The organism is Brevibacillus parabrevis (assembly GCF_022701015.1).
In the GTDB taxonomy this organism is placed as follows: Bacteria; Bacillota; Bacilli; order Brevibacillales; family Brevibacillaceae; genus Brevibacillus; species Brevibacillus parabrevis.
In genome coordinates, this window is the sequence record NZ_CP064090.1 from 1150887 (window position 1) to 1171628 (window position 20742).

At 50.0% G+C, this 20742-nt stretch carries 18 protein-coding genes; 12 read left to right on the forward strand and 6 right to left on the reverse strand.

The window, feature by feature from the left end; all coding sequences use genetic code 11:
- The first annotated feature begins 72 nt into the window (after positions 1–72).
- Positions 73–6054 (forward strand): AAA family ATPase, encoded by a 5982-nt coding sequence (locus IRJ17_RS05590; RefSeq protein WP_412679196.1) that lies wholly within the window; start codon positions 73–75, stop codon positions 6052–6054.
- A gap of 63 nt (positions 6055–6117) precedes the next feature.
- Here IRJ17_RS05590 and IRJ17_RS05595 read toward each other — a convergent pair whose 3' ends face one another.
- The 3 genes from IRJ17_RS05595 to IRJ17_RS05605 all read right to left on the reverse strand — a co-directional run bounded on the left by IRJ17_RS05595 (position 6118) and on the right by IRJ17_RS05605 (position 7788).
- A complete protein-coding gene (locus tag IRJ17_RS05595; protein WP_122962419.1) occupies positions 6118–6474 on the reverse strand; it encodes a response regulator in 357 nt (118 codons plus the stop codon).
- A 191-nt stretch (positions 6475–6665) separates the two neighbouring features.
- The gene (locus IRJ17_RS05600) at positions 6666–7028 is read right to left on the reverse strand and encodes a carboxymuconolactone decarboxylase family protein (RefSeq protein WP_122962420.1); all 363 of its coding nucleotides are present in this window, start codon (positions 7026–7028) and stop codon (positions 6666–6668) included.
- A gap of 91 nt (positions 7029–7119) precedes the next feature.
- A complete protein-coding gene (locus tag IRJ17_RS05605; protein WP_242773627.1) occupies positions 7120–7788 on the reverse strand; it encodes a Crp/Fnr family transcriptional regulator in 669 nt (222 codons plus the stop codon).
- A 120-nt stretch (positions 7789–7908) separates the two neighbouring features.
- On the opposite strand from IRJ17_RS05605, the gene IRJ17_RS05610 reads away from it, so the two are divergent.
- The 6 genes from IRJ17_RS05610 (at position 7909) to IRJ17_RS05635 (ending at position 14176) form a co-directional block, all read left to right on the forward strand.
- Entirely contained in the window at positions 7909–9321 is a 1413-nt protein-coding gene (locus tag IRJ17_RS05610) for an MATE family efflux transporter (protein WP_242773629.1), read from the forward strand.
- A 102-nt stretch (positions 9322–9423) separates the two neighbouring features.
- A complete protein-coding gene (locus IRJ17_RS05615; protein ID WP_122962423.1) occupies positions 9424–10173 on the forward strand; it encodes a DUF4097 family beta strand repeat-containing protein in 750 nt (249 codons plus the stop codon).
- Positions 10174–10434: 261 nt separating this feature from the next.
- Positions 10435–11388 carry an ABC transporter permease gene (locus IRJ17_RS05620; protein ID WP_122962424.1) on the forward strand — a complete coding sequence of 318 codons (954 nt, stop codon included), beginning with the start codon at positions 10435–10437 and terminating at the stop codon, positions 11386–11388.
- Positions 11385–12326, forward strand: coding sequence for an iron chelate uptake ABC transporter family permease subunit (locus tag IRJ17_RS05625; RefSeq protein ID WP_063228791.1), 942 nt, complete (start codon positions 11385–11387; stop codon positions 12324–12326). Before IRJ17_RS05620 ends, IRJ17_RS05625 begins: the two co-directional genes overlap by 4 nt.
- Positions 12323–13081, forward strand: a complete 759-nt coding sequence (locus IRJ17_RS05630) for an iron ABC transporter ATP-binding protein (protein WP_122962425.1) — start codon at positions 12323–12325, stop codon at positions 13079–13081. The genes IRJ17_RS05625 and IRJ17_RS05630 overlap by 4 nt, the downstream gene beginning before the upstream one ends.
- 114 nt (positions 13082–13195) lie before the next feature.
- Positions 13196–14176 (forward strand): siderophore ABC transporter substrate-binding protein, encoded by a 981-nt coding sequence (locus IRJ17_RS05635; RefSeq protein WP_242773631.1) that lies wholly within the window; start codon positions 13196–13198, stop codon positions 14174–14176.
- A gap of 132 nt (positions 14177–14308) precedes the next feature.
- On the opposite strand, the gene IRJ17_RS05640 is transcribed toward IRJ17_RS05635, so the two are convergent.
- The 3 genes from IRJ17_RS05640 to IRJ17_RS05650 form a co-directional block, all read right to left on the reverse strand.
- Positions 14309–15184 (reverse strand): ABC transporter ATP-binding protein, encoded by an 876-nt coding sequence (locus IRJ17_RS05640; RefSeq protein ID WP_122962427.1) that lies wholly within the window; start codon positions 15182–15184, stop codon positions 14309–14311.
- A gap of 200 nt (positions 15185–15384) precedes the next feature.
- Positions 15385–15684 (reverse strand): YxcD family protein, encoded by a 300-nt coding sequence (locus tag IRJ17_RS05645; protein WP_063228795.1) that lies wholly within the window; start codon positions 15682–15684, stop codon positions 15385–15387.
- Entirely contained in the window at positions 15672–16109 is a 438-nt protein-coding gene (locus IRJ17_RS05650) for a hypothetical protein (RefSeq protein ID WP_063228796.1), read from the reverse strand. Before IRJ17_RS05650 ends, IRJ17_RS05645 begins: the two co-directional genes overlap by 13 nt.
- Before the next feature lie 257 nt (positions 16110–16366).
- Here IRJ17_RS05650 and IRJ17_RS05655 point away from each other — a divergent pair, with 257 nt between their 5' ends.
- The 5 genes from IRJ17_RS05655 to IRJ17_RS05675 all read left to right on the forward strand — a co-directional run bounded on the left by IRJ17_RS05655 (position 16367) and on the right by IRJ17_RS05675 (position 20734).
- Positions 16367–16717: a hypothetical protein gene (locus tag IRJ17_RS05655; protein ID WP_063228797.1), complete on the forward strand. Its 351-nt coding sequence runs from the start codon at positions 16367–16369 to the stop codon at positions 16715–16717.
- A gap of 290 nt (positions 16718–17007) precedes the next feature.
- Positions 17008–18081 carry an ABC transporter substrate-binding protein gene (locus tag IRJ17_RS05660; protein ID WP_122962430.1) on the forward strand — a complete coding sequence of 358 codons (1074 nt, stop codon included), beginning with the start codon at positions 17008–17010 and terminating at the stop codon, positions 18079–18081.
- 78 nt (positions 18082–18159) lie between these two features.
- Positions 18160–19092: a nucleoside hydrolase gene (locus IRJ17_RS05665; protein WP_122962431.1), complete on the forward strand. Its 933-nt coding sequence runs from the start codon at positions 18160–18162 to the stop codon at positions 19090–19092.
- Positions 19093–19118: 26 nt separating this feature from the next.
- The gene (locus IRJ17_RS05670) at positions 19119–19940 is read left to right on the forward strand and encodes an ABC transporter permease (RefSeq protein WP_122962432.1); all 822 of its coding nucleotides are present in this window, start codon (positions 19119–19121) and stop codon (positions 19938–19940) included.
- Between the two features lie 5 nt (positions 19941–19945).
- A complete protein-coding gene (locus IRJ17_RS05675) occupies positions 19946–20734 on the forward strand; it encodes an ABC transporter permease (protein WP_063228801.1) in 789 nt (262 codons plus the stop codon).
- The last annotated feature ends 8 nt before the right edge of the window (positions 20735–20742 follow it).

The following is a 20742-nucleotide window of genomic DNA, read 5'->3' on the forward strand; positions in this document are numbered from 1 at the left end:
TTCAATATAGATTATTTGACCTGAAGCAACAACATAAATGATAGGATGTTCTACCTAGATGGAGTGGATAGTATGAGCGGCATGATCGTGATTCCAGGATACAGAGTGACAGAGTTTCTCTCGACGCATTCAAATATGGGATTTTATCGTGGGTTCAGAAACAGCGATAACCTGCCCGTCATCATTAAAAAGCCACGTGAGGGTCCCACGCACAAGGAGTCGCTTTGGAGACTGAAACACGAGTACCGCATCTTGCAATCTCTCGAATCATACGCGGTGGAGAATGCTGTCGAATTGATTGATCACAATCGGGAGACTGCGCTGATCACGGAAGACTTCGGGGGAGTGCCGCTCTCCTTGCTGAGCAAAATGAAAGAGCTGTCGCTAAAAGACATCCTGACCATTTCGATCCGCATCGCTACATGCATCGAGGAAATTCATCAGCAGCGAATAATCCACAAAGACATCAATCCCGCTCATATACTGATTCACCCGGATACGTACGAGGTCAAGCTGATCAACTTTGGCTTGGCGACGAGGCGATATCAGGAATATCAAGGCGTGATGAACCCGAAAGAATGGCGGGGAAATCTGCGCTACGTATCGCCTGAGCAGACCGGCAGGATGAATCGGACGGTGGACTACCGGACAGATATTTACTCGTTTGGCGTGACGATTTACGAGCTTTTGACCGGGAAGCCGCCTTTTCTTACGTCGGACATGCTTGAGCTGGTTCATGCCCACATGGCCCGAAAGCCGATGGCGCCTTCGCAAGTAAAGCCGTCCATTCCGCAAATTTTGTCGGATATCGTGATGAAGTGTTTGTCCAAAAATACGGAAGACCGTTATTTCAGTATGGCTGGACTGGTGGCAGACTTGCAGCAATGTCTCGACCAGCTTGCCAAAAATGAAACGATCGGTCACTTTCCACTGGCGCAGCATGACCGCGCTGACCGTTTGCACATACCGGAAAAGCTCTACGGCCGGGAACAGGAAATCCAGATGCTGATCGACACGTTTGAGGAAGTGTCGAACGGAGCATCGCGCATGGTCATGTTGAGCGGCAGCGCGGGCGTGGGGAAATCTGCTCTCGTGTTTGAGGCGCAAAAAGTTTTCCTCAAAGGCAGAGGACGGTTTATTTCCGGCAAGTTTGACCAGTATCGTCAAGGCGTGCCTTATTCCGCGATCATTCAAATCTTTCAGGACTTGATCAAGCAGCTTTTGGCAGGCAATGAGAGAGAGCTTGCGACGTGGCGGGCGACGATTCTCGAAGCGATGCAAGGGCTTGGTCAGGTCATCGTGGATGTCATTCCTCAACTGGTGGCTGTGATCGGCAAGCAGCCGCCTGTGCCGGAGCTGCCTGCGGCGGAGGCCAAAAACCGTTTTCAACTGGTCATGCAAAGATTTATTCGCATCTGGGCCAGACCGGAGCACCCGTTAGTGCTGTTTCTCGACGACCTGCAATGGGCCGATTCTTCTTCGCTGTTTTTGATCCGCGAGCTTGTTGCCGACTTGCCGCTCAGCTATTTTCTGCTCGTTTGCTCCTATCGCGAGCAGGATGGAGGAGCGATCAATCCTCTGGTCGCGATTTTGACAGAAGCTGGGGTCAAGAGCAGGATGTTGCGGCAAATTACACTGTTGCCGCTGCGGCTCACGCAAATTAATGCCATGCTGGCCGATGCACTGCATACAGAACTTGAAGTTACGAAGCCGCTTGCGATGATTTTGATGCGAAAAACGGCAGGCAACCCGTTTTACTCCAGACAATTTATCAAGTCTTTGTACGATCAAAATCTGTTGCAGTATTCCCCGGAGGAGCGGAGCTGGAAGTGGGAGCTGGCAGAGATCGAGAAGCTCAACACAACGGAGAACGTAGCAGATTTTCTCGTGGAAAAAGTAAGGCGTTTGCCTGCGGTGACACAGAAGCTGTTGGCTTATGCGGCGTGCCTGGGCAACTCCTTTTACTTGAGCATGCTGGCAAAAGCACAGGGCTTGAACGAGCCAGAAGCGATTCGGGACATTTTGCCCGCCATGGAAGAAGGGCTGATCTATCCGCTGGAAGGCGCGGAGTATTTGAGCTATGCGGCGATAGAGGAAGAGGAGAACCTGTCGCAAGTGACGATCCAGTTCAGCTTTGTGCACGACCGCATCCAGCAGGCTGCCTACTCCTCGCTTTCGGAAGAGGAGCAGAAACAGGCACACGTCAAGCTCGGGAGAATGATATGGGACATGTCCGGTTCCTACGAGTCGGTGCTGCTGTTTGAAATATGCGAGCACATGTACCGGGGCGCGGACATGATCGAGGATGCGGCGGAAAGGATCCAGGTCGCTCATTGCCACCTGCTTGCCGGTCAAAAAGCGATGGCTTCTACTGCCTTTGACGCCGCCCTCCAGTATTTTCAGCGCGGGACGATGTTCCTCGGGGAGTCTGCCTGGGACCAGCATCACAACCTGTCGATGGAGCTGTACACGCTCTACGCCGAGACAGCGTACTTGTGCAACCATATGGAAGATGCGAATCGGCTGTTTTCCCTTGCGCTATCGCACGCCAAGACCAACCGCGAGCGAGTGCGCGTCCTGGAGCTGCAAATTAACATGTACACCCGTCTGGCCGACTTTTCGCGTGTGGTGGATATCGCCAGTGAAGCGCTCGGACTGCTCAAGGTTCCCATTCCTTTCAAGCCCGGGAAGTTAGATATTATCAAGGAAATGTGGCAGATCAAGCGCAAGCTCAAAGGCCACAAAATCGATGAGCTGCTGTACTTGCCAGATGTGCCGGAAGAGAATTACCAGATGGCGATGAGCATCATCAGCAATGCAGGACCATCCTCGTATTTCGTCAATCCGAACTGGTTTGCCCTGACGATTTTACGGGTGCTCCATTTGTCGCTCGTGCACGGGAATGCGGTTGCATCTGCCAACGGATACACGGGCTACGGGATTGTGCTCGGTACGCAATTTGGCAATTACCGTGAGGCGTATGAGTTCGGACAGCTGGCTTGCCGGGTAGCCGATGGCTTTGCCGACCCGATTGCCATGACCAAGGCGTACGGCGCGTTTGCCCTGTTGATCAACCATTGGTGCGATCACGCCCGAACGAACATCCCGCTGCTGAAAAAAGCCATTCAGCTCGGAATGGACGGCGGAGGAAACATCTATGCGGCGTATAACGCGCACGGTTTGCTGGAAGCCATGCTCTATTGCGGGCTGCCTTTGGAGGAATTGGAGCAGCAGATTGAAGAGTATGCCGATCTGATTTGTCAGATGAAAGTAGTCGATCATGACGATCGTCTTCTGTTGTTGCGCCAGGCGTTGAATACGTTTACGCACTGGACGGGAGCAGAGCAGACGGTATTTTGCCGGGACAGCTTCGATGAGACTCAATACGTAGACAGCTTGCAGGCGGAAGGCACCAGCTACAAGCGGTACATGTACCACTTTTACAAATCAATGGTCCACCTCATGTACGGCAACTACGAGGAGGCATCGAAGCTGCTGAGCGAAGCGGAGCAATGGATGGAGTCCGTCAGCGGCCAGGTGCTGGTCAGCCAGCATGTATTCATGCATGCCCTGGCATTGACGAAGCTGTACAAGCGCGTCAACCGCCGGGAGCAAATCCGCTATGCGAAAAAGATCAAGACTCATTTGAAAAAAATGAAGAGCTGGGCTGCCCATTGCCCGGAAAACTTCCAGCACAAATACTTGCTGATGAGCGCCGAATGGAAGCGAGTGAACGGCGAGCGCCAGGTGGCGGGCGAGCTTTACGACGAAGCGCTGCAACTCGCGAAAAAGGACGGCTTTTTGCAAAATGAGGCACTTGCCGGAGAGCTTGCCGCCCATCATTATTTGGATCTGGGGATGGAAACGATCGCCAGGGTGTACATGACCGAAGCTTACGAGGCGTACATGCAGTGGGGCGCTCTGGCGAAGTCGAGGGAGATTGAGGAGCGCTACCCGCACCTGTTGCAGCGCGGCAGAGGGCTGGAAGCATCGGCAGAGCTTGCTGCGACAGAGCAGTCGGCCGATCTCGTCGACCTGATGAGCGTAATCAAGGCATCGCAGACGATGGCGAGCGAGATCAGGCTGGAACTGCTTTTGGCTACGATGCTGCGGACGGTTATGAGCAACGCCGGAGCGGAGAAAGGGATTCTCATCCTGAAAAACGAGAGCGAATGGGTGATCGAAGCGGCGGGGTCAGTCGATCTCGATGTGGAAATCATGCAATCGGTGCCGTATGAACATAGCGGGATGTTGTCTGTCGCCGTAGTGAACTACACGATCCGCACCGAAGAAATGCTCGTTTTGCACAATGCTTCTGTAGAGGGCGTCTTTTTCCGGGACACGTACATCACGAAAAACAAGCCCAAGTCGATCTTGTGTTCGCCGCTGTGGCAGCAGGGCAAGATGATCGGCGTCATCTATCTGGAAAACAACGAGACGACGCACGTTTTCAACGAAAAGCGCTCAGAGCCGCTGCGGCTGATCTTCTCGCAAATGGCGATCTTTATTGAAAATGCCCGCCTGTATCACCAGCTGGAACAATGGAACCAGTCGTTGGAGATGATCGTCGCTGAACGGACGACCGAGATTCAATCGCTGTTGCAGGCGAACAAAAACTTGCTGAACAATGCAGGCCAGGGCTTCCTGTCGTTTTCCAAAAACATGCTTGTCCATTCCGAGTACAGCCGGGAATGTTTGCGGATGTTCGGGAGAGAGCTGGCAGGGGAATCGGTAGCCAGTCTGCTGTATCCGAATCGACCGGAGGAGCAGGCGTTTGTCGAATCTCTTTTGGAAAAGTATTTCGATACAAAAGATCAGGGGCAAAAAGAGCTTTATTTAAGCCTCTTCCCTACGGAAATTTGCATCAACCAACTGCCGCTCAAGCTGGAGTGCAAACCGATTCACGAAGATCGGCGTGACTCGCCAGAAGGTTTGATGCTGATTTTGACTGACTTGAGCGAGCAAAGAGCGCTGGAAAGCAAGATGGAGCAGGAATGGCAAAAGCTGAACATGATTTTGACTGTGGCGACAAGCTTGCCGCTTTTCCAAAAAGCGTATCGCGCCTTCACGACTTTTTTTGCGGAAGGGTGGAAAATGCACTTCGCAGAAGGAATGGAGGAGTCGGAAAGCCTGATCAAGCTTGTGGAACAAATTCATCAGTTCAAAGGCGATTTCAGCCAGTTCCATCTGATTGAGACTCCGCAAAAGCTGCATGATTTGGAGACGTGGCTGTTAGAGCAAGGAAAGCATCAAGGGCTGCGAATGGACGACGCTTTCCACAATCAGTTGCCTGTTGAGCAAGTCAAGGCAGCCATGCAGCAAGACGTGGAAATCATTCGCAACAAGCTGGGCGATCACTTTTTGGATAGTGTCGAGGAAGGCATGACGATCGAAAGAGACAGATGGGAGCAGTTCATCAGCAAAGTCACAGACTTGTTGCCGGATGACTTGTCTGCCCGGGTGGATCAGCTTGTTCGTGAGCTGCGTCAGCAACCAGTCAAAGACATGTTCGAGCGCTATCACGATTATGTCGTCGAACTGGGCCAGCGTCTGAACAAAGCAGTTGCTCCGCTTCGACTGGAGGCGGAGGAGATCATGGTGGATCACGATCGCTTCGAGGCGTTTGCGAGCAGCCTGGTTCATGTTTTTACAAACGCGATCGATCACGGTTTGGAAACAGAAAGTGAGCGGCTTGCGGTCGGCAAGGCGAGTAAAGGCACGATCAGCTGCCGGATTTGGCAGGAGGATGCTTCGCTGTTGATCACCATAGCTGATGACGGCAAAGGCGTAGACCTTGAAAAGCTCAAACAGCATGGGCTGGAACAAGGCTTTGGAGCAGGATGGACAGAGGAAGAATGGCTACGCTCCTTGTTTGAAGAACAGATCAGTGTAAAAGAAGAAGCAGACATCTATTCGGGCAGAGGCTTGGGATTGCCGATTGTCAAACGAGAGGTAGAGCGATTGGGCGGAGAAGTGCAGGTCATTTCCGAACGGGGAAAAGGAACGTGCTTTTGCTTCCGGATTCCGCTCGACGCCGAGACTTTGCGAGGATAGAAAACATAAAAAAACTGAGGCGCCCGAGCAGCCCCTCAGTTTTTTTGTGTATCGGCCGCATGTTTAGAGGGTGTTCTGGATAGAATCCAAAAGGCGCTCTTCATCAATCGGCTTCGTAATATAGTGACGTGCTCCTGCGTTGATGGCTTCAAAAACCAAATGCTTTAAACCGTAGGTGCTGATCATGATGATGTTGGCATCGGGAAATGTGCTGATAATTTTTTTGACAGTCTCGATACCATTCATGCCTGGCATGTTGATATCCATCATGACTACGTCAGGTTGATGCGTTTTGTACTGCTGATAGGCGTCTAGTCCATTCGCCGCTTCTGCGATAACTTGATGTCCAGCCCGTTGTAGGATGAGTCTGATGTATTCCCGGACAACTATCGAGTCATCGGCAATTAGTATACGAGCCATAAAACCTCCTGTGTCGAAGCGGTATGATGTGTGTTTTCCTGTTTTACTTTGCCCCTACCTTTAACCATAACATTGGTAGGAAAATAGTCGCAATCCTATTATTAGAAAATTTCAGCGATCTTTGTGCAAAATTGTACAATTCACGAAAAAAAGCCCCCCTTTGTTAAAAGGGAGGTCAGTTGCCTTTTCATTCAGCAAAAGCATTGGGGAGAAGCAGGATCATCACGATAGGCGGCAAGCGCATTGACACCGTGGCTGAGAATGGCGCCGGCACGGGTTGTGGCGGCTACGAGCAACGCCTCCATGATTTCTTCCATGGTTCCGCCCAGTGCTTTGTACTTTGTTACGTGGACGTCGATGCAATACGGGCAGCCCGTAACATGAGCGACCGCAATCGCGATCAGCTCCTTTGTTTTCCGCTCGAGATGCTGAGAGTCCTGATAAACCAGCTTCTCGAACGCCAGATAGGAGGCGGCTGCTTCCGGGGCAAGCTTCATCAAGTCGGGAATGCGGGACAAGTTTGCTTTTTCGTAATACGACGGCGTGTTGGACACCTTCATCATCCTCTCGTAACGGGTAACTTCACGTTCATGTCCATTGTAGAGGAGAGAGGGCGTTGGCTTCTGTGACTTGCGCACATAACGGCTACAAATGTTTCAGGTGGTTTGCCAGGCTGGTCCGATCGATGTTGGTGATTCGCCCGCGGCCCAACTTGATCCAGCCTGCCGATTCGAACTCTTTGAGGGAACGGCTGACTACTTCTCTGGCTGTTCCCAGCTCAATGGCGATCGCCTCATGGGTAATGAGCAACTGATTGTCAGACTCAGTAGTGCAGCTGAGCAAAAATTCGGCCAGACGGTAATCAATCGGTTTGAAAGCGATATTTTCCATCAAGGTTGTCACGGAAGCCATTCGCTTGATCATCGTGCTGTAAATAAACTGGCGCACGTCCTTGTACTCGTCCAGCCACTGCTTGAACACTTTGACGGGCAGCAGCAACAGCTCGGTTTCTTCCTCCAGCTCGGCAGATGCCGCATATTCAAGCTCTCCGAGAATGCTTGCCATCATCAGGACGCATACGCCGCCACGGGTGACGCGATACAGCGTAATTTCACGTCCGGATTCACTGATCTTGTGGATGCGCACTTTGCCTTCCAGGACGAAGGCAGCATGGGCAAACAGATGGCCCTCGTCCATCACGAGCCGGGGAGAAAAGCGCTCCACGTAGATCTCGTTGTTCGACCAGGCGGGCAAAGGCACATGAGCGAAGCAAGGAAATGCCTGTATCACTTGTGGCAGGCGGGCTTTTTCCATCGTATGACCCCCTTTTCATAAAGATCTTGTAAAAAGTGTCGAGTTTTCTCCGCGCATTGTGGGTTACGGTGTAAAATGTCGCTATGCATAGAGAGAGGACCAGATGGGATAGGTGAAAGTATGGATATGACAGTAGCCGAGCGGCAAACAGGTCAACAAGATGGCAATGCGTACAATCTGTTCAAGCTGACTTGGCCGATCTTCTTAGAGCTGTTTCTGTTCATGCTGATCGGCATCACGGATACGTTCATGCTGAGCGGCGTTTCTGACGCGGCTGTATCGGCGGTTGGGGCAGCCAACCAATTTATTTTTATCGCCATTTTGATTTTGGAAGTAGCAGGACATGGCGCCTCGATTGTGGTCGCGCAGTATATCGGCTCCAAAAAAATGGTCGATGCAGCGAGAGTCGGAGCGGTTGCGGTCACGTTGAATCTGCTGATCGGCATCGCAATCAGCGTAAGCTTCGTTTTGTTTGGGAATGCACTGCTCGAACGCGTCAATCTGCAAGGGCAAATTTTGCAGATGGCCCAGTCGTATATGATCATCGTCGGGGGAAGCCTGTTTATTCAGGCGATTATCAATACATTGGCAAGTGTCATTCGTACGTATAGCTTTACAAAAGAGAGCATGTATATCTCGCTCGGCATCAATGTGCTGCACGTCATCGGGAACTACTTGCTGATCTTCGGGCACTTTGGTTTTCCGACATTGGGGGTAGAGGGTGCTGCCATCTCTACGGTATTGAGCAGGGCACTTGGGCTGCTCGTCTATTTTTGGGCGTTTTACCGTCTGATTGAGGTCAAAGTAGCATTCAAAGACTATGTTACCATCAAATGGACGTACGTCAGCAAAATTTGCAAGGTAGGCATTCCATCTGCGGTTGAGCAAATCATGTACCATGGCTGTCAGGCCGTCTTTTTGTACTATGTGACGTATTTGGGCGCGTCGTCGCTCGCTTCCCGGCAATACGTGCTCAATCTTTCCATGTTTATTTATTTGTTCAGCTTGGCAATCGGCATGGGCACGGCGATTATAACAGGCAGGCTTGTAGGTGCGGGCAGACGCGAAGAAGCGTATAGCCGCGTGTGGAAAAGCTTGCGCTGGGGCTTGCTTTACACCGTTGTAGTCAACACGGTTATCATCATTTTCCGCGAGCCGATCATGGGCTTGTTCACGACTGATCCGGAAATTTTGCGGATCAGCTCGCAAATTATTTTGCTCAGTATTTTGCTGGAAACCGGGCGGGTCTTTAACATTGTGTTGATCAACTCTTTGCGTGCGGCAGGAGACACGCAGTTTCCGGTGTATATGGGCCTGATTTCGATGGTCGGAATCAGTCTGCCGCTAGGTTATGTGCTAGTGTTTCACACCGAATTGGGCTTGGCGGGGGTATGGCTGGCCGTTGCGATCGATGAATGGATACGCGGAGTCATGATGTTTTTCCGCTGGAGGAGCAGGGTATGGGAGCAAAAAGCTCTAGTCGAACCGCTGGAAGATAACGGCAGCAGGGTAAACGACAGCGCATCCGTCTAGGGACCGATGGAAAACAACTCCAGCGACTGATGCTATCTTGAGGCCGCTCTAGTACAATGATTTCAAGAACAAGCAAGCTTGGATGCATAGAGGGAGATAGAGATGAAGCGTTGGATAGGAGTTGGATTTTTGGTTTTGGCTCTCGGGCTTGCGGGATGCAGCAGCAGTCTGGAGACGGTGGAGGAAAAGCGTCATCTGGATTTGCCAATCGAGTCGATAGAGGCGTTGGAGATCGTCAATCAATCCGGTAATTTGGTTGTAAAAGGAGACGACAAGGCAACCTCGATCCAGGTAGATGCCATCATCGCCAGATCAGCCAATATCAAGCCGGAAGACATCATCGTGACGCTGACCAAGGACGGGAATGTCGCTCATTTGTCCTCCGATGTAGTTGGTCATTTCGGCGTAATGCGTCTGGAGCTGAACGTCGAGGTGACGGTTCCTTCCGCATTGAAGGTAGCGATCACGGACGACTCAGGGGATATTGATGTCTCCAAACTGGCGGGAGCGCTCACGATCAAGGATGATTCGGGTGATATCATCTTGAAAGATGTCACGGGCGAAGTGCAGATCAATGACCAGTCCGGCGATATCAAAATCAACAACGCGACTGCCCTCAAGCTGATCGAGGATGACTCCGGCGATATTTTGCTGGAAGATACCGGGGGCGACGTGGAGATCAAAGATCAGTCGGGTGACATGAAAATTGTGCGTCACAAAGGAAACGTGACGATATCCGATGACAGCGGCGACATCGACATTTACACAGTCAACGGAGACGTGAACATTGTCGAAGACGGCTCTGGCAAGCGCTCGGTGAAAAACGTAAGCGGATCGTATACGTCCAATTAAAAAAAGTGCTGTTGCTACCAGTGGCAACGGCGCTTTTTTGCGTTAGTGATGGACGGTGGAATATTCTCACTTTTTTCAATCCAGAGAAATTTAGTCGACTAATGAAAAAATGCTTTAAACCCGGATAAAGAAGTGCTAATATAACAAAGGAGATGCCAAGTGAGAATGAATCTCTTTATTATTGAGAATGAATCTCCTTCTTACTAAGCATGCTAAAAGCAACGCAGCACTCACGTGAACAAAGAGAAGAGTAGGGAAGCGATGAAAAAAAGATATTTGGTTGTAGCCCTGATTCTGCTTTCGATAGTATCCCTGTTTATTGGCGTAAAGGACATTTCGCCCCTGGAGTTGTTCAATCTCAGCGATGACAAAGTGCAAGTGATGTGGATTAGCCGGATTCCCCGATTGATCAGTATCATTATCGCGGGTATCAGCATGAGCGTGGTTGGTCTGATCATGCAGCAACTGACCCGGAACAAATTCGTGTCGCCGACAACGGCGGGCACCGAAGACTCTGTCCGGTTCGGGATTCTCGTTTCCTTGCTGGTGTTCGTAGATGCTTCGATTTGGGTGAAGCTGCTCGTCGCGTTTGTTTTTGCCTTGCTGGGGACGTTTATCTTCATGAAGATTCTCGACAGGGTAAAATACAAGGATTCGATTTTTATTCCACTGGTCGGGTTGATGTTCGGGAATATCGTCGGTTCGATTACGATGTTTTTCGCTTACAAGCACGATCTCATCCAAAACATGTCGTCCTGGCTGCACGGCGACTTTTCCTCGATCATGAAGGGAAACTACGAATTGCTATACATAAGCATTCCGCTGGTCATTATCGCGTACTTGTTTGCCAACAAGTTTACGATTGCAGGAATGGGCGAAGAGTTCGCGATCAATCTCGGACTGAATTACAAGCAAGTGGTCAATATCGGTTTGGCGATTGTCGCCATGGTTTCATCTGTCGTCATCCTCACGGTAGGGACGATCCCGTTTTTGGGGCTTATTATTCCTAATATTGTGACGCTTTACCTCGGCGACAATCTGAAGAAAAGCCTGTCTCATACCGCTTTGCTGGGAGCAGTGTTTGTCTTGTGCTGTGACATTCTTGGACGCCTGATCATCTTCCCGTATGAAATCTCAATCGGCTTGATGGTCGGAGTAGTGGGCAGCGGTATATTCGTGTACTTACTCATGAGAAGAAAGGCATATGAACGATGAAAGCTAAGATTGGTGTCATGGCGATAGTCGCCGTTGCTCTGATAGCCGTATTCATGCTGATTGATGCGGGCGGCAACTGGGATTACGTGCTTCCCCGAAGGGCCAAGAAAATTATTGCGATCCTGCTAACCGGGTGCATCATTGCGTTCTCGACGATGGTCTTCCAGACGATTACCAACAACCGCATTTTGACGCCCAGCATCATCGGTCTTGATTCCTTGTACATGTTCATTCAGACTCTCGTCATTTTCGTGTTTGGTTCCACGCACATGACGATCATGAATAAAAACGTGAACTTCCTGATCTCGACTGGCTTGATGGTTCTGTTCGCAGGCGTGCTGTACAAATTCCTGTTCAGGCGGGAAGGACAAAACATCTACTTCCTGTTGTTGATTGGCTTGATTTTCGGCACTTTGTTCGGCAGTTTGTCGACGTTCATGCAGGTGCTGATCGATCCGAACGAGTTTCAGGTGGTACAAGACAAAATGTTCGCGAGCTTCAACAACGTGAACACAGATCTGTTGATTCTCAGCTTTGTCCTGGTAATCGCAGTCGGCCTTTACTTTTGGCGCTACGTCAAGTATTTGGATGTGCTGGCACTGGGCCGGGATCAGGCAATCAATCTGGGGATTCCTTACGATTTTGTCGTCAAACGGTTTTTGGTCGTCATCGCGATTCTCGTGTCGATTGCGACAGCGTTGGTTGGACCTATCACCTTCCTGGGGCTGTTGGTAGCGAATTTGGCTCATCAATATATGAAAACGTACCAGCACAAGTTTTTGCTGGCTGGCTCAGCATTGATCAGCGTAGTGGCTCTGGTAGGCGGTTTGTTGATTGTCGAACGCGTCTTTACGTTCTCGACAACGCTCAGTGTCATCGTCAACTTTATCGGCGGGGTTTACTTCATCTATCTTCTGCTAAAGGAGAATAAAGCGTGATAGAAGTCCGTAACGTCTCAAAACAGTATGGGAACAAAAATGTCGTGGAAAACGTCTCGGTGAAAATTGCCAAAGGGAAAATTACGTCCTTTATCGGTCCGAACGGGGCTGGCAAAAGCACATTGCTGTCCATGATCAGCCGTCTGTTGACGAAGGATCAAGGCGAGGTGCTGATTGAGGGGCAGGAGATTGGACAGTACAAAAGCAACGAGCTGGCCAAAAAAATCTCGATTCTCAAGCAGTCCAACCACATTACGGTGCGCCTGACGATTCGCGAGCTGGTCAGCTTCGGACGCTTTCCGTATTCACAAGGCAATTTGACAAAAGAAGACTGGAAGTACGTAGACGAAGCGATCCGTTATCTGGAGCTTGCGGACATACAGCACAAGTATCTCGACCAACTGAGTGGCGGGCAGCGCCAGCGGGCGTACATCGCCATGGTTGTCGCGCAGAACACGGAGTACGTTCTCCTCGATGAGCCGTTGAACAACCTGGATATGAAGCATTCTGTCCAGATCATGAAGGTGCTGCGGCGTCTGGTCGATGAGATGGGCAAAACCGTCGTCATCGTCATTCACGATATCAATTTTGCGTCTGTTTACTCCGATTACATCGTCGCGCTCAAGGACGGAAAAGTCGTGAAGGAAGGCAGCACAGACGAGATCATCCAGCCGCAAACCTTGAAAGATGTTTACGATATGGACATCCACATTGAAGACATCGACGAAAACAAAATCTGCGTGTACTACGCATAGCGCCGCTTTACTTCCTTTCGATAAAATTATTTTGATGGCATGCAGGGGGTCTTCAAAAACAAGCAAGCTATCAATAATTTTATATATATTAAAATACTTATAGAGGTGAGAAAAATGAACAAAAAAATCCTGATGCTGTTCATGGCCGTACTGTTGGCAGTATTTACAGCGGCATGCGGTTCCGGCTCCAATAGTGCAGCTCCTTCCCAAACGCCAGAGGCTTCTAACGGCGCTGCGAAGGAATCCGAAGAAATCACAATCAAACATAAATTGGGCGAGGCCAAACTGAAGAAAAACCCGCAAAACGTTGTCGTCTTTGACTATGGCGTGCTCGATTCCTTGGACAAACTGGGCATCGAAGTAAAAGGTGTGGCACAATCCAGCATTCCGCCTTATCTGGAGAAATTCAAAGACGCGAAATACACAAACATCGGCAGCCTGAAAGAGCCGGACTTTGAAAAGATCAACGCAATGAAGCCGGATGTCATCTTCATCTCCGGTCGTCAGCAAGACGCCTATGAAGAACTGAACAAAATTGCTCCAACGATCTTCCTCGGTGTAGACACTTCCAAGTACATGGACTCTTTCACAGAGAACATGAAAACGCTCGGAACCATTTTTGGCAAAGAAACACAAGTAGATGAAGAACTGGCGAAAATCAACGAATCGATCAAGCAACTGAACGAAAAAGCAACAGCAAGCGGCAAAAACGCGCTGATCGTTCTCGTGAACGAAGGCAAGCTGAGCGCTTACGGTCCTGGCTCCCGCTTCGGTATTTTGCATGACGTGTTCGGATTCGCTGCGGTAGACAAAAACATCGAAGTATCCACACACGGACAAAGCGTATCCGCTGAGTACGTAGCAGAGAAAAACCCTGACTACCTGTTTGTTGTAGACCGCGGTGTGATTTCTGCGAATGAAGGTGTTTCCGCAGCTGCGAAAGAAGCGGTTGAAAACGACCTCACGAAAAACACCAAAGCATTCAAAAACGGCAACATCATTTACCTCGATGCGAACTACTGGTACTTGTCCGGTGGCGGATTGGTTTCGACTGCAAACATGGCAGACGAAATCTTGAAAGACATCAAGTGGTAACGAAAACAAGCTGATAACAGCAAAGGCAGCCTGGGGAGAAGATCCCTGGGCTGCCTTTTGCCTATATAAAAAAGCCATTCTCATTTACCGTCCATGAGAATGGCTTGATCGTTCGATGCAAGTGATGAGTTACTAGCGAGTGCCGACCAGCTTGCGTTCGTCTTCTTGCACAGCCTGTTGGCTGGATGCAGGCGCGGTACTGGAAGCGGCCTTGTTTTCTGCCGCGTGGCTCAGCTCGTAAGGGAGGCAGAGCGGCACTCCTGTGCGCGGGTCAGTCAAAATGTCAGCCTCGATGTTGAACACTTTGCGCAGCATGTCAGGTGTCATGACTTCGGCAGGAGAGCCCTCGGCGATGACCGTGCCGCGAGAGATGGCTACCATGTGCTGTGCGTAGCGAGTTGCATGGTTCAAATCGTGGACAACCATGACGATCGTACGTTTTTCTTCTTCGTTCAGCTTTTGCAGCAGCTTGAGAACTTCCAGCTGGTGCGCCATATCGAGGAAGGTTGTCGGCTCATCGAGGAACAGGATGTCGGTTCCTTGCGCCAGGGCCATGGCGATCCAGGCGCGTTGGCGTTGACCGCCGGAGAGCTGGTCGACGGGACGGTCGTAAAAATCGATCATGCCCGTCATGGCAATCGCCCATTGCACGATTTCTTTGTCTTCCTTGGTCAGGGAGCCAAATCCTTTTTGATGAGGGAAGCGGCCATAGGTAACAAGCTCAGACACGGTCAGGCCATCGGGAGCGGTAGGGTTCTGCGGCAAAATTGCCAGCTGCTTGGCGACTTCCTTTGTTGACTGCTGATGAATAGACTTCCCATCGAGAAATACCTGTCCACCTGTCGGTTTCATAATTCGGGCCAACGTTTTGAGGATGGTCGATTTACCCGAACCGTTTGCGCCGACCAGTGCGGTAATTTTGCCAGAAGGGATGCTGATGTTCAGGTCTTTGACAATGGAAAGCTCGCCGTAACCGATGTCCAGTTTTTGCGTGTATAAGCGTTCCACAATGGGCCAACTCCTTTATAGAAAAGTATGTACATGTATAAGCAAAAAAAGACAATGATAATCATTTTCATTAAAGTATATAACGTAACGAAGGCAATTTCAATACTTGATCAAGGGAAATGCACCCATGTAAAAAGCCAATCTGCCCACTGTGGTGAGCAAACTGGCTTGGGAAGTTCGAGCGGATGAAGCAATGGCGACTAGCTTTGGTACGTGACGTAGGCGATGATGCCTTCCTCGTCATCTAATACCAGCTCAATGCCGGCGGAGTAAGGGTTGCGCTGCATTTGCGTTTCCAGGTAAAAGCGAATGGCTTCGATCAGGTTGATCTCGATGAACACTTGTTTGCGTTCGTTCGCGTATACTTCAGCGGAGAAGCCGTATTCTTCGTCCCACATCAGTTCGACTTCTACGTTTTGCGGCTGAATCTGTTTTTTGCTCGCCACATGCAGGCAGATGGCGTTAATCAATACTTGTTCGGACAGTGTTATCTTTTCCATGTGTTCAGTTCCTGTTTTTTCGCGCGTTGCGTTTTAAAGTAGACGAAGATTTTGCGAATCAATACGATCACAGCGACAATCGCCAGCATGTTGATCAAGAAGCCAAAGATCGCTCCCAGTGCCCCCATGTCGCCAAACAGGCTGCCGAACAAAAGTCCAGCCAATCCCCCGACGAGAAGACCTTTCATGAATCCGCCGCTCTTGCTTGGAGCAGCAGTAGCTGGTGTATTGGTTGTCGTATTTTTATTGGTAGATGCATTTACATTGGAATCGGCTTTGTTTGGCGTCTGCGTGTTGGTTGGAGCCGTGTTGGAGTTGAACGATTTTTTGCCGGACTTATAACCTTTTGCGTCGGCATGATCTGTGAATCCTGCGGGAGCGAGTACGAGCATGACGGCGACTAGCATCATGATGAGTTTTTTCATGGTTATGGAGTAGCCCCTCTCTATTCGTGAAGTTACATATAAGTGTACATGAATATATGAGGCTTTTCCACCAAACATTCGGTGAACATTGCTGGATGGAAGAAGCTGTGAAGCGGCAAGACAGCAGCAAAGACCGAACGAATATATGACTGAAAAATGTAAAAATGATCTAAATACGAATGTTAGCTTGCTCTAGCCTGAAATCATATGTATAATGGGAAACAACAAATCAGATAACAGCTCTCGCGGGTGATGTCATGAGTTTAGTAGACACGAATGAAACGAGAAAGCAGCTGTCTGCCATTTATAATGAGATAGCAAAAGAGTTGTTCGGATTTGGAACGACTTTGCTGAGAGTGACGATTGAGAATCAGTTGATTACTTTCCACGCCAAGCATCGCCGCTCTCCGCGCTCAGATGCGCTGGAAGGCGAAGCCCCGACTCTGAAGCTGGAAGTCGATTTTCGCATGTCTCTTCTTTATAAGAGGAAGCTGAGAGAACGGCTGGAGGAAGAGATGGGCCTGAAGCTGGAAGCTGTGCTTAGAGACTACGACGCGCCTACGCAGTGGGCGATCACGAATGTAATTGTAAGTGACTCGGAAAATTAAATACCTGAGCCATTCGTTCGGATTTTCTCTTTTGATCTATCTCAAGGGAAGACCGTGAAAATGGTGTGAAACGGGTGTCGCTTCTCTTTGTTTACGAAGAAAAGTGCTCTTGTTTAGAATGTATCGTTCTATTCAAGGGTGCTTTTCTTTTTGTTTTTTGCGCTTCTCATTCGCCTTTTAAGGATGTGGTTGATGAATAATATCGCTTGTTAACGCCTCATTCTATCTATGAACTGCAATGCAATCATTCATTATTTGCAAGTTACAAGCTGAACTGGAGGAATCATACAATGAAAAAAATGCTGACAGGAATCCTTTCTGCTTCCATGCTGTCTTTGGTACTCGCAGGCTGTGGCGCAAGCGACAAACCGCAGGAGGGAGCAGCTGGCGAAGCGCCAAAAGGCGAGCCGCAAAAACTGGTTATTTCCACGTGGGGCTTCTCGGAAGACTTTTTCCGCAAAGAAATTTACGAGCCGTTTGAAAAAGAACACAACGTCAAAATCGTGCTGGAAATTGGCAACAACGCCGAGCGTCTGAACAAAGTGCGTCAAGGAAGCTCTGACGTAGACTTGATTTACTTGTCCGATTACTACGCGCAACAAGGGATCGACAGCGGCGCCTTCGAAAAAATCGATCGCAGCCGTATTCCGAACTTGAACGAGATTTACGATATCGCCAAAGCGCCGCTCGGCGAGGAGTATGGCCCGGCGTACACGATCGGACAATTCGGGATTGCTTACAATCCTAAGCTGGTCAAAACTGAGGTCAAGGACTGGAAAGACCTGTGGAATCCAGAGTTGGCGGGCAAGCTGACGCTGCCAAACATCACATCGACGACAGGCCCGATGATCCTCGACAGTGCCTCTGTAGTCGCAGGCAGCAAGGAGTTCAACGAAGATCAGGCGTTTGCCAAAATGAAAGAAGCTAACAAAGGCGTTGTGAAGTATTACGACAAAACTTCCGAGTATGTGAATATGTTTAGCCAGGAAGAAATTGCAGTTGGGCCGATCATGGAAATGTACTTCAAGGATATCCAGGCAGCTGTGCCAGAAGCGGTATTCGTCGCTCCGGAAAGCGGAGGATACGCTGTCATGAACACCGTCAACATCGTAAAAGGCAGCAAAAACAAGCAGCTGGCAGAAGACTTCATCAACTACCAGCTGAGCAAAGAAGTGCAGGAAAAATCAGCGAAAGCAAAAGTGGATTCTCCTGTTAACACCTCCGTGAAGCTGACAGATGAGGAAGCAAAAGGCGTTACTTATGGGGAAGCAACCGTCAACAAACTGCGCAAGCTGGACATGAAATTCGTCAATGAGCATTCCAAAGCGTGGATCGATCGCTGGAATCGCGAAATTACACAATAACGAGCAACCAAACAGGACAAGGGTATAGACGTCGGCGCGGATATACCCTTGTTTTTTTCAAACAGAGGAGGACCACTCGTGGAGCAAAAAATCATTCTTGATGTCGATACCGGAATTGATGACGCGCTGGGAATTATTTTGGCTATCAAGAGCGGTCAATGTGAATTGATCGGCATTACTACCGTGAACGGCAATGTATCTCTTGGCAAGGCTACAGAAAATACATGCAAAATCCTCGATTTGCTGCAAGCAGGCGACAAAATCCCGGTCGTCCGCGGGGCTTCCCAGCCGCTATTGCGTCCGCAGTTTTTCGAGCATCGCATCCATGGCGAGGATGGACTTGGCGGAGCGTTGCGGGATGTACAGGTGCATACGCAGCCAGCAGTTGGCTTTGCACCCGACTTCATTTGCGAGCAGGTGCTGGCTCAGTCCGGCCAGGTGACTCTCGTGATGACCGGGCCGCTGACCAATCTGGCTCTCGCTGTGAAAAAGTGCCCTGAGCTTGTGCAGCACGTCAAGGAAGTCATTTTCATGGGCGGAGTGGTGACTGAATACGGAAATGTGACCCCGGTGGCGGAGTACAACATGTACGTCGATCCGGAAGCAGCGAAAGTCGTCTTTCATGCCGGGTTTCCGCAATTGACATTGGTTGGGCTGGATGTAACACGCAGAGTCCTGCTGAACGAAGAGCATATCGCAGCGTTGGGAGATACGCCCATCGGCCGATATGTGAAGCAAAGCACGTCCGATTATTTGGATCGCTACTTTGAACGAAACGGCATTCGCGCATGCGCCATGCATGATCCGTTGGCGGTCGCGGTCGCGCTCGACCGTTCGCTGGTGCAGACGAAAAAGCTGTACGTGGACATCGAAACGAAAAGCGAGCTTTGCGACGGGCAGACGGTTTGCGACTTTCAAAACCGCCTGAAAAAAGAACCCAACATGAACGTCTGTCTGGACGTAGATGCAGATGCGTTCTTTGCGCGTTTTATCGGCGCATTGAAAGCCTGACGATACCGTGAACAGGAGTTAATTTGATGAGAAAAAAGGGTCTTTATTTATTGCTACTGCCTGGTGTGCTGTTTTTGACGCTGTTCATGGTCATTCCGATTGCAATGACGATTGCGTCGACGTTTTTCCATGAAGGAAGCTTTACGCTGCAAGGCTACATGCAGTTTTTGACGGACAAGTATTTCGTGAAAATTTTGCTGACCACGCTGCAAGTCAGTCTGGTGACGACGATTGCCTGCATTGTGCTCGGATTCCCTGCCGCGTACTACATTTCCAAGCTGGGACCGCGCAAAAAAGGGATTTTGCTGGCGCTGGCCATCTTCCCGCTGCTGACCAGCTCGGTTGTACGCTCGTTCTCCTGGATGATCATTCTCGGCAAAAAAGGCTTGCTGAACAGCTCGCTTCTGTCGATCGGGCTGATCGATAAGCCGCTGGAAATCTTGTATACCCCGACCGCCATGATGATTGGTCTGATTCATTTGTTCTTGCCGCTGATCATCATTACGCTTGTCGGCGTGATGGAAAACATCGATCCCGATTTGATCAAAGCGGCTGAAAGCCTGGGTGCTTCCAAATTTACGGCATTCCGTCAAGTAATTGTGCCGCTCAGTGTGCCGGGTCTGATTATCGGAAGCATTCTCGTATTTGTCGGCAGCTTGACTGCTTACACGACTCCTGCGCTGCTCGGCGGGAAGCAACGCGTCATCTCGACGTTCCTTTACCAGAACGCGATTACTTTGAACGACTGGTACATGGCTTCGGTCATTGCCACGATCATGATCGTCATCACGTTTGTCGTCATTTTCTTCATGAACAAGCTGGCGACGAAACTAAATCCTAAGGGGTAGAAGCTATGCAGGAGAAAAATCGCGGGTTGGCCCTGTTTACCCTTCTTGTGTTTCTGTTTTTGCTGGGGCCGCTCATCATCATATCCTTTACATCGTTTGAACCGGGAAGCGTCCTGAAATTTCCGCCGGAAGGCTTCTCCCTTCGCTGGTATGAAAACATCTTCAACGTAGAGATGTTCATGACGACGTTCCAGACGTCGATGATCGTGTCCTTGCTGGGCAATCTGCTGGCGCTTTTGCTGGGGATTCCGGCGGCCTATGCGCTGAGCCGCTTCCAGTTTCGCGGCAAAGGGCTGTTGAACGGCATCTTCATCTCGCCTGTGTTGATTCCGGGCATTGTCATGGGCTTTGCCATGCTGAAGTACGTCATCGTCGTCTACCATCTGCCGATTTACGCCGGACTCCTTGTCGGCCATACGGTGCTGATGCTTCCTTTCATTATTCGCGTCATCGCGTCCAGCCTGTCCAATTTCGATTTTGCGATTGAAGAAGCGGCGCTCAGCCTTGGCGCGGGGCGGCTGGAGACATTTTTCAAAGTCGTTTTGCCTAACATTCGCTCCGGGATTATTGCGGCGATTTTGATTGCTTTTCTGGAGTCGTTCAACAACGTGGATATTTCCGTGTTCATGACCGGGCCGGGAGTAAGCACTTTGCCGATCCAGATGCTGACTTACGTCGAGAACAACTTCGACCCGACGATCGCGGCGATCTCGGTTGTGCTCATGATGATTACGGCTATTCTCATGTTCGTCATTGAACGATTGATGGGGCTTTCCTACTTTACAAAACGATAACGGAGGCA

Coding starts and splice junctions, on each gene's coding strand:
- IRJ17_RS05590 (WP_412679196.1), top strand. CDS start 73: ATGAGCGGCATGATCGTGATTCCAGGATACAGAGTGACAGAGTTTCTC.
- IRJ17_RS05595 (WP_122962419.1), bottom strand. CDS start 6,474: ATGGCTCGTATACTAATTGCCGATGACTCGATAGTTGTCCGGGAATAC.
- IRJ17_RS05605 (WP_242773627.1), bottom strand. CDS start 7,788: ATGGAAAAAGCCCGCCTGCCACAAGTGATACAGGCATTTCCTTGCTTC.
- IRJ17_RS05610 (WP_242773629.1), top strand. CDS start 7,909: ATGGATATGACAGTAGCCGAGCGGCAAACAGGTCAACAAGATGGCAAT.
- IRJ17_RS05615 (WP_122962423.1), top strand. CDS start 9,424: ATGAAGCGTTGGATAGGAGTTGGATTTTTGGTTTTGGCTCTCGGGCTT.
- IRJ17_RS05620 (WP_122962424.1), top strand. CDS start 10,435: ATGAAAAAAAGATATTTGGTTGTAGCCCTGATTCTGCTTTCGATAGTA.
- IRJ17_RS05625 (WP_063228791.1), top strand. CDS start 11,385: ATGAAAGCTAAGATTGGTGTCATGGCGATAGTCGCCGTTGCTCTGATA.
- IRJ17_RS05635 (WP_242773631.1), top strand. CDS start 13,196: ATGAACAAAAAAATCCTGATGCTGTTCATGGCCGTACTGTTGGCAGTA.
- IRJ17_RS05645 (WP_063228795.1), bottom strand. CDS start 15,684: ATGGAAAAGATAACACTGTCCGAACAAGTATTGATTAACGCCATCTGC.
- IRJ17_RS05650 (WP_063228796.1), bottom strand. CDS start 16,109: ATGAAAAAACTCATCATGATGCTAGTCGCCGTCATGCTCGTACTCGCT.
- IRJ17_RS05655 (WP_063228797.1), top strand. CDS start 16,367: ATGAGTTTAGTAGACACGAATGAAACGAGAAAGCAGCTGTCTGCCATT.
- IRJ17_RS05660 (WP_122962430.1), top strand. CDS start 17,008: ATGAAAAAAATGCTGACAGGAATCCTTTCTGCTTCCATGCTGTCTTTG.
- IRJ17_RS05670 (WP_122962432.1), top strand. CDS start 19,119: ATGAGAAAAAAGGGTCTTTATTTATTGCTACTGCCTGGTGTGCTGTTT.
- IRJ17_RS05675 (WP_063228801.1), top strand. CDS start 19,946: ATGCAGGAGAAAAATCGCGGGTTGGCCCTGTTTACCCTTCTTGTGTTT.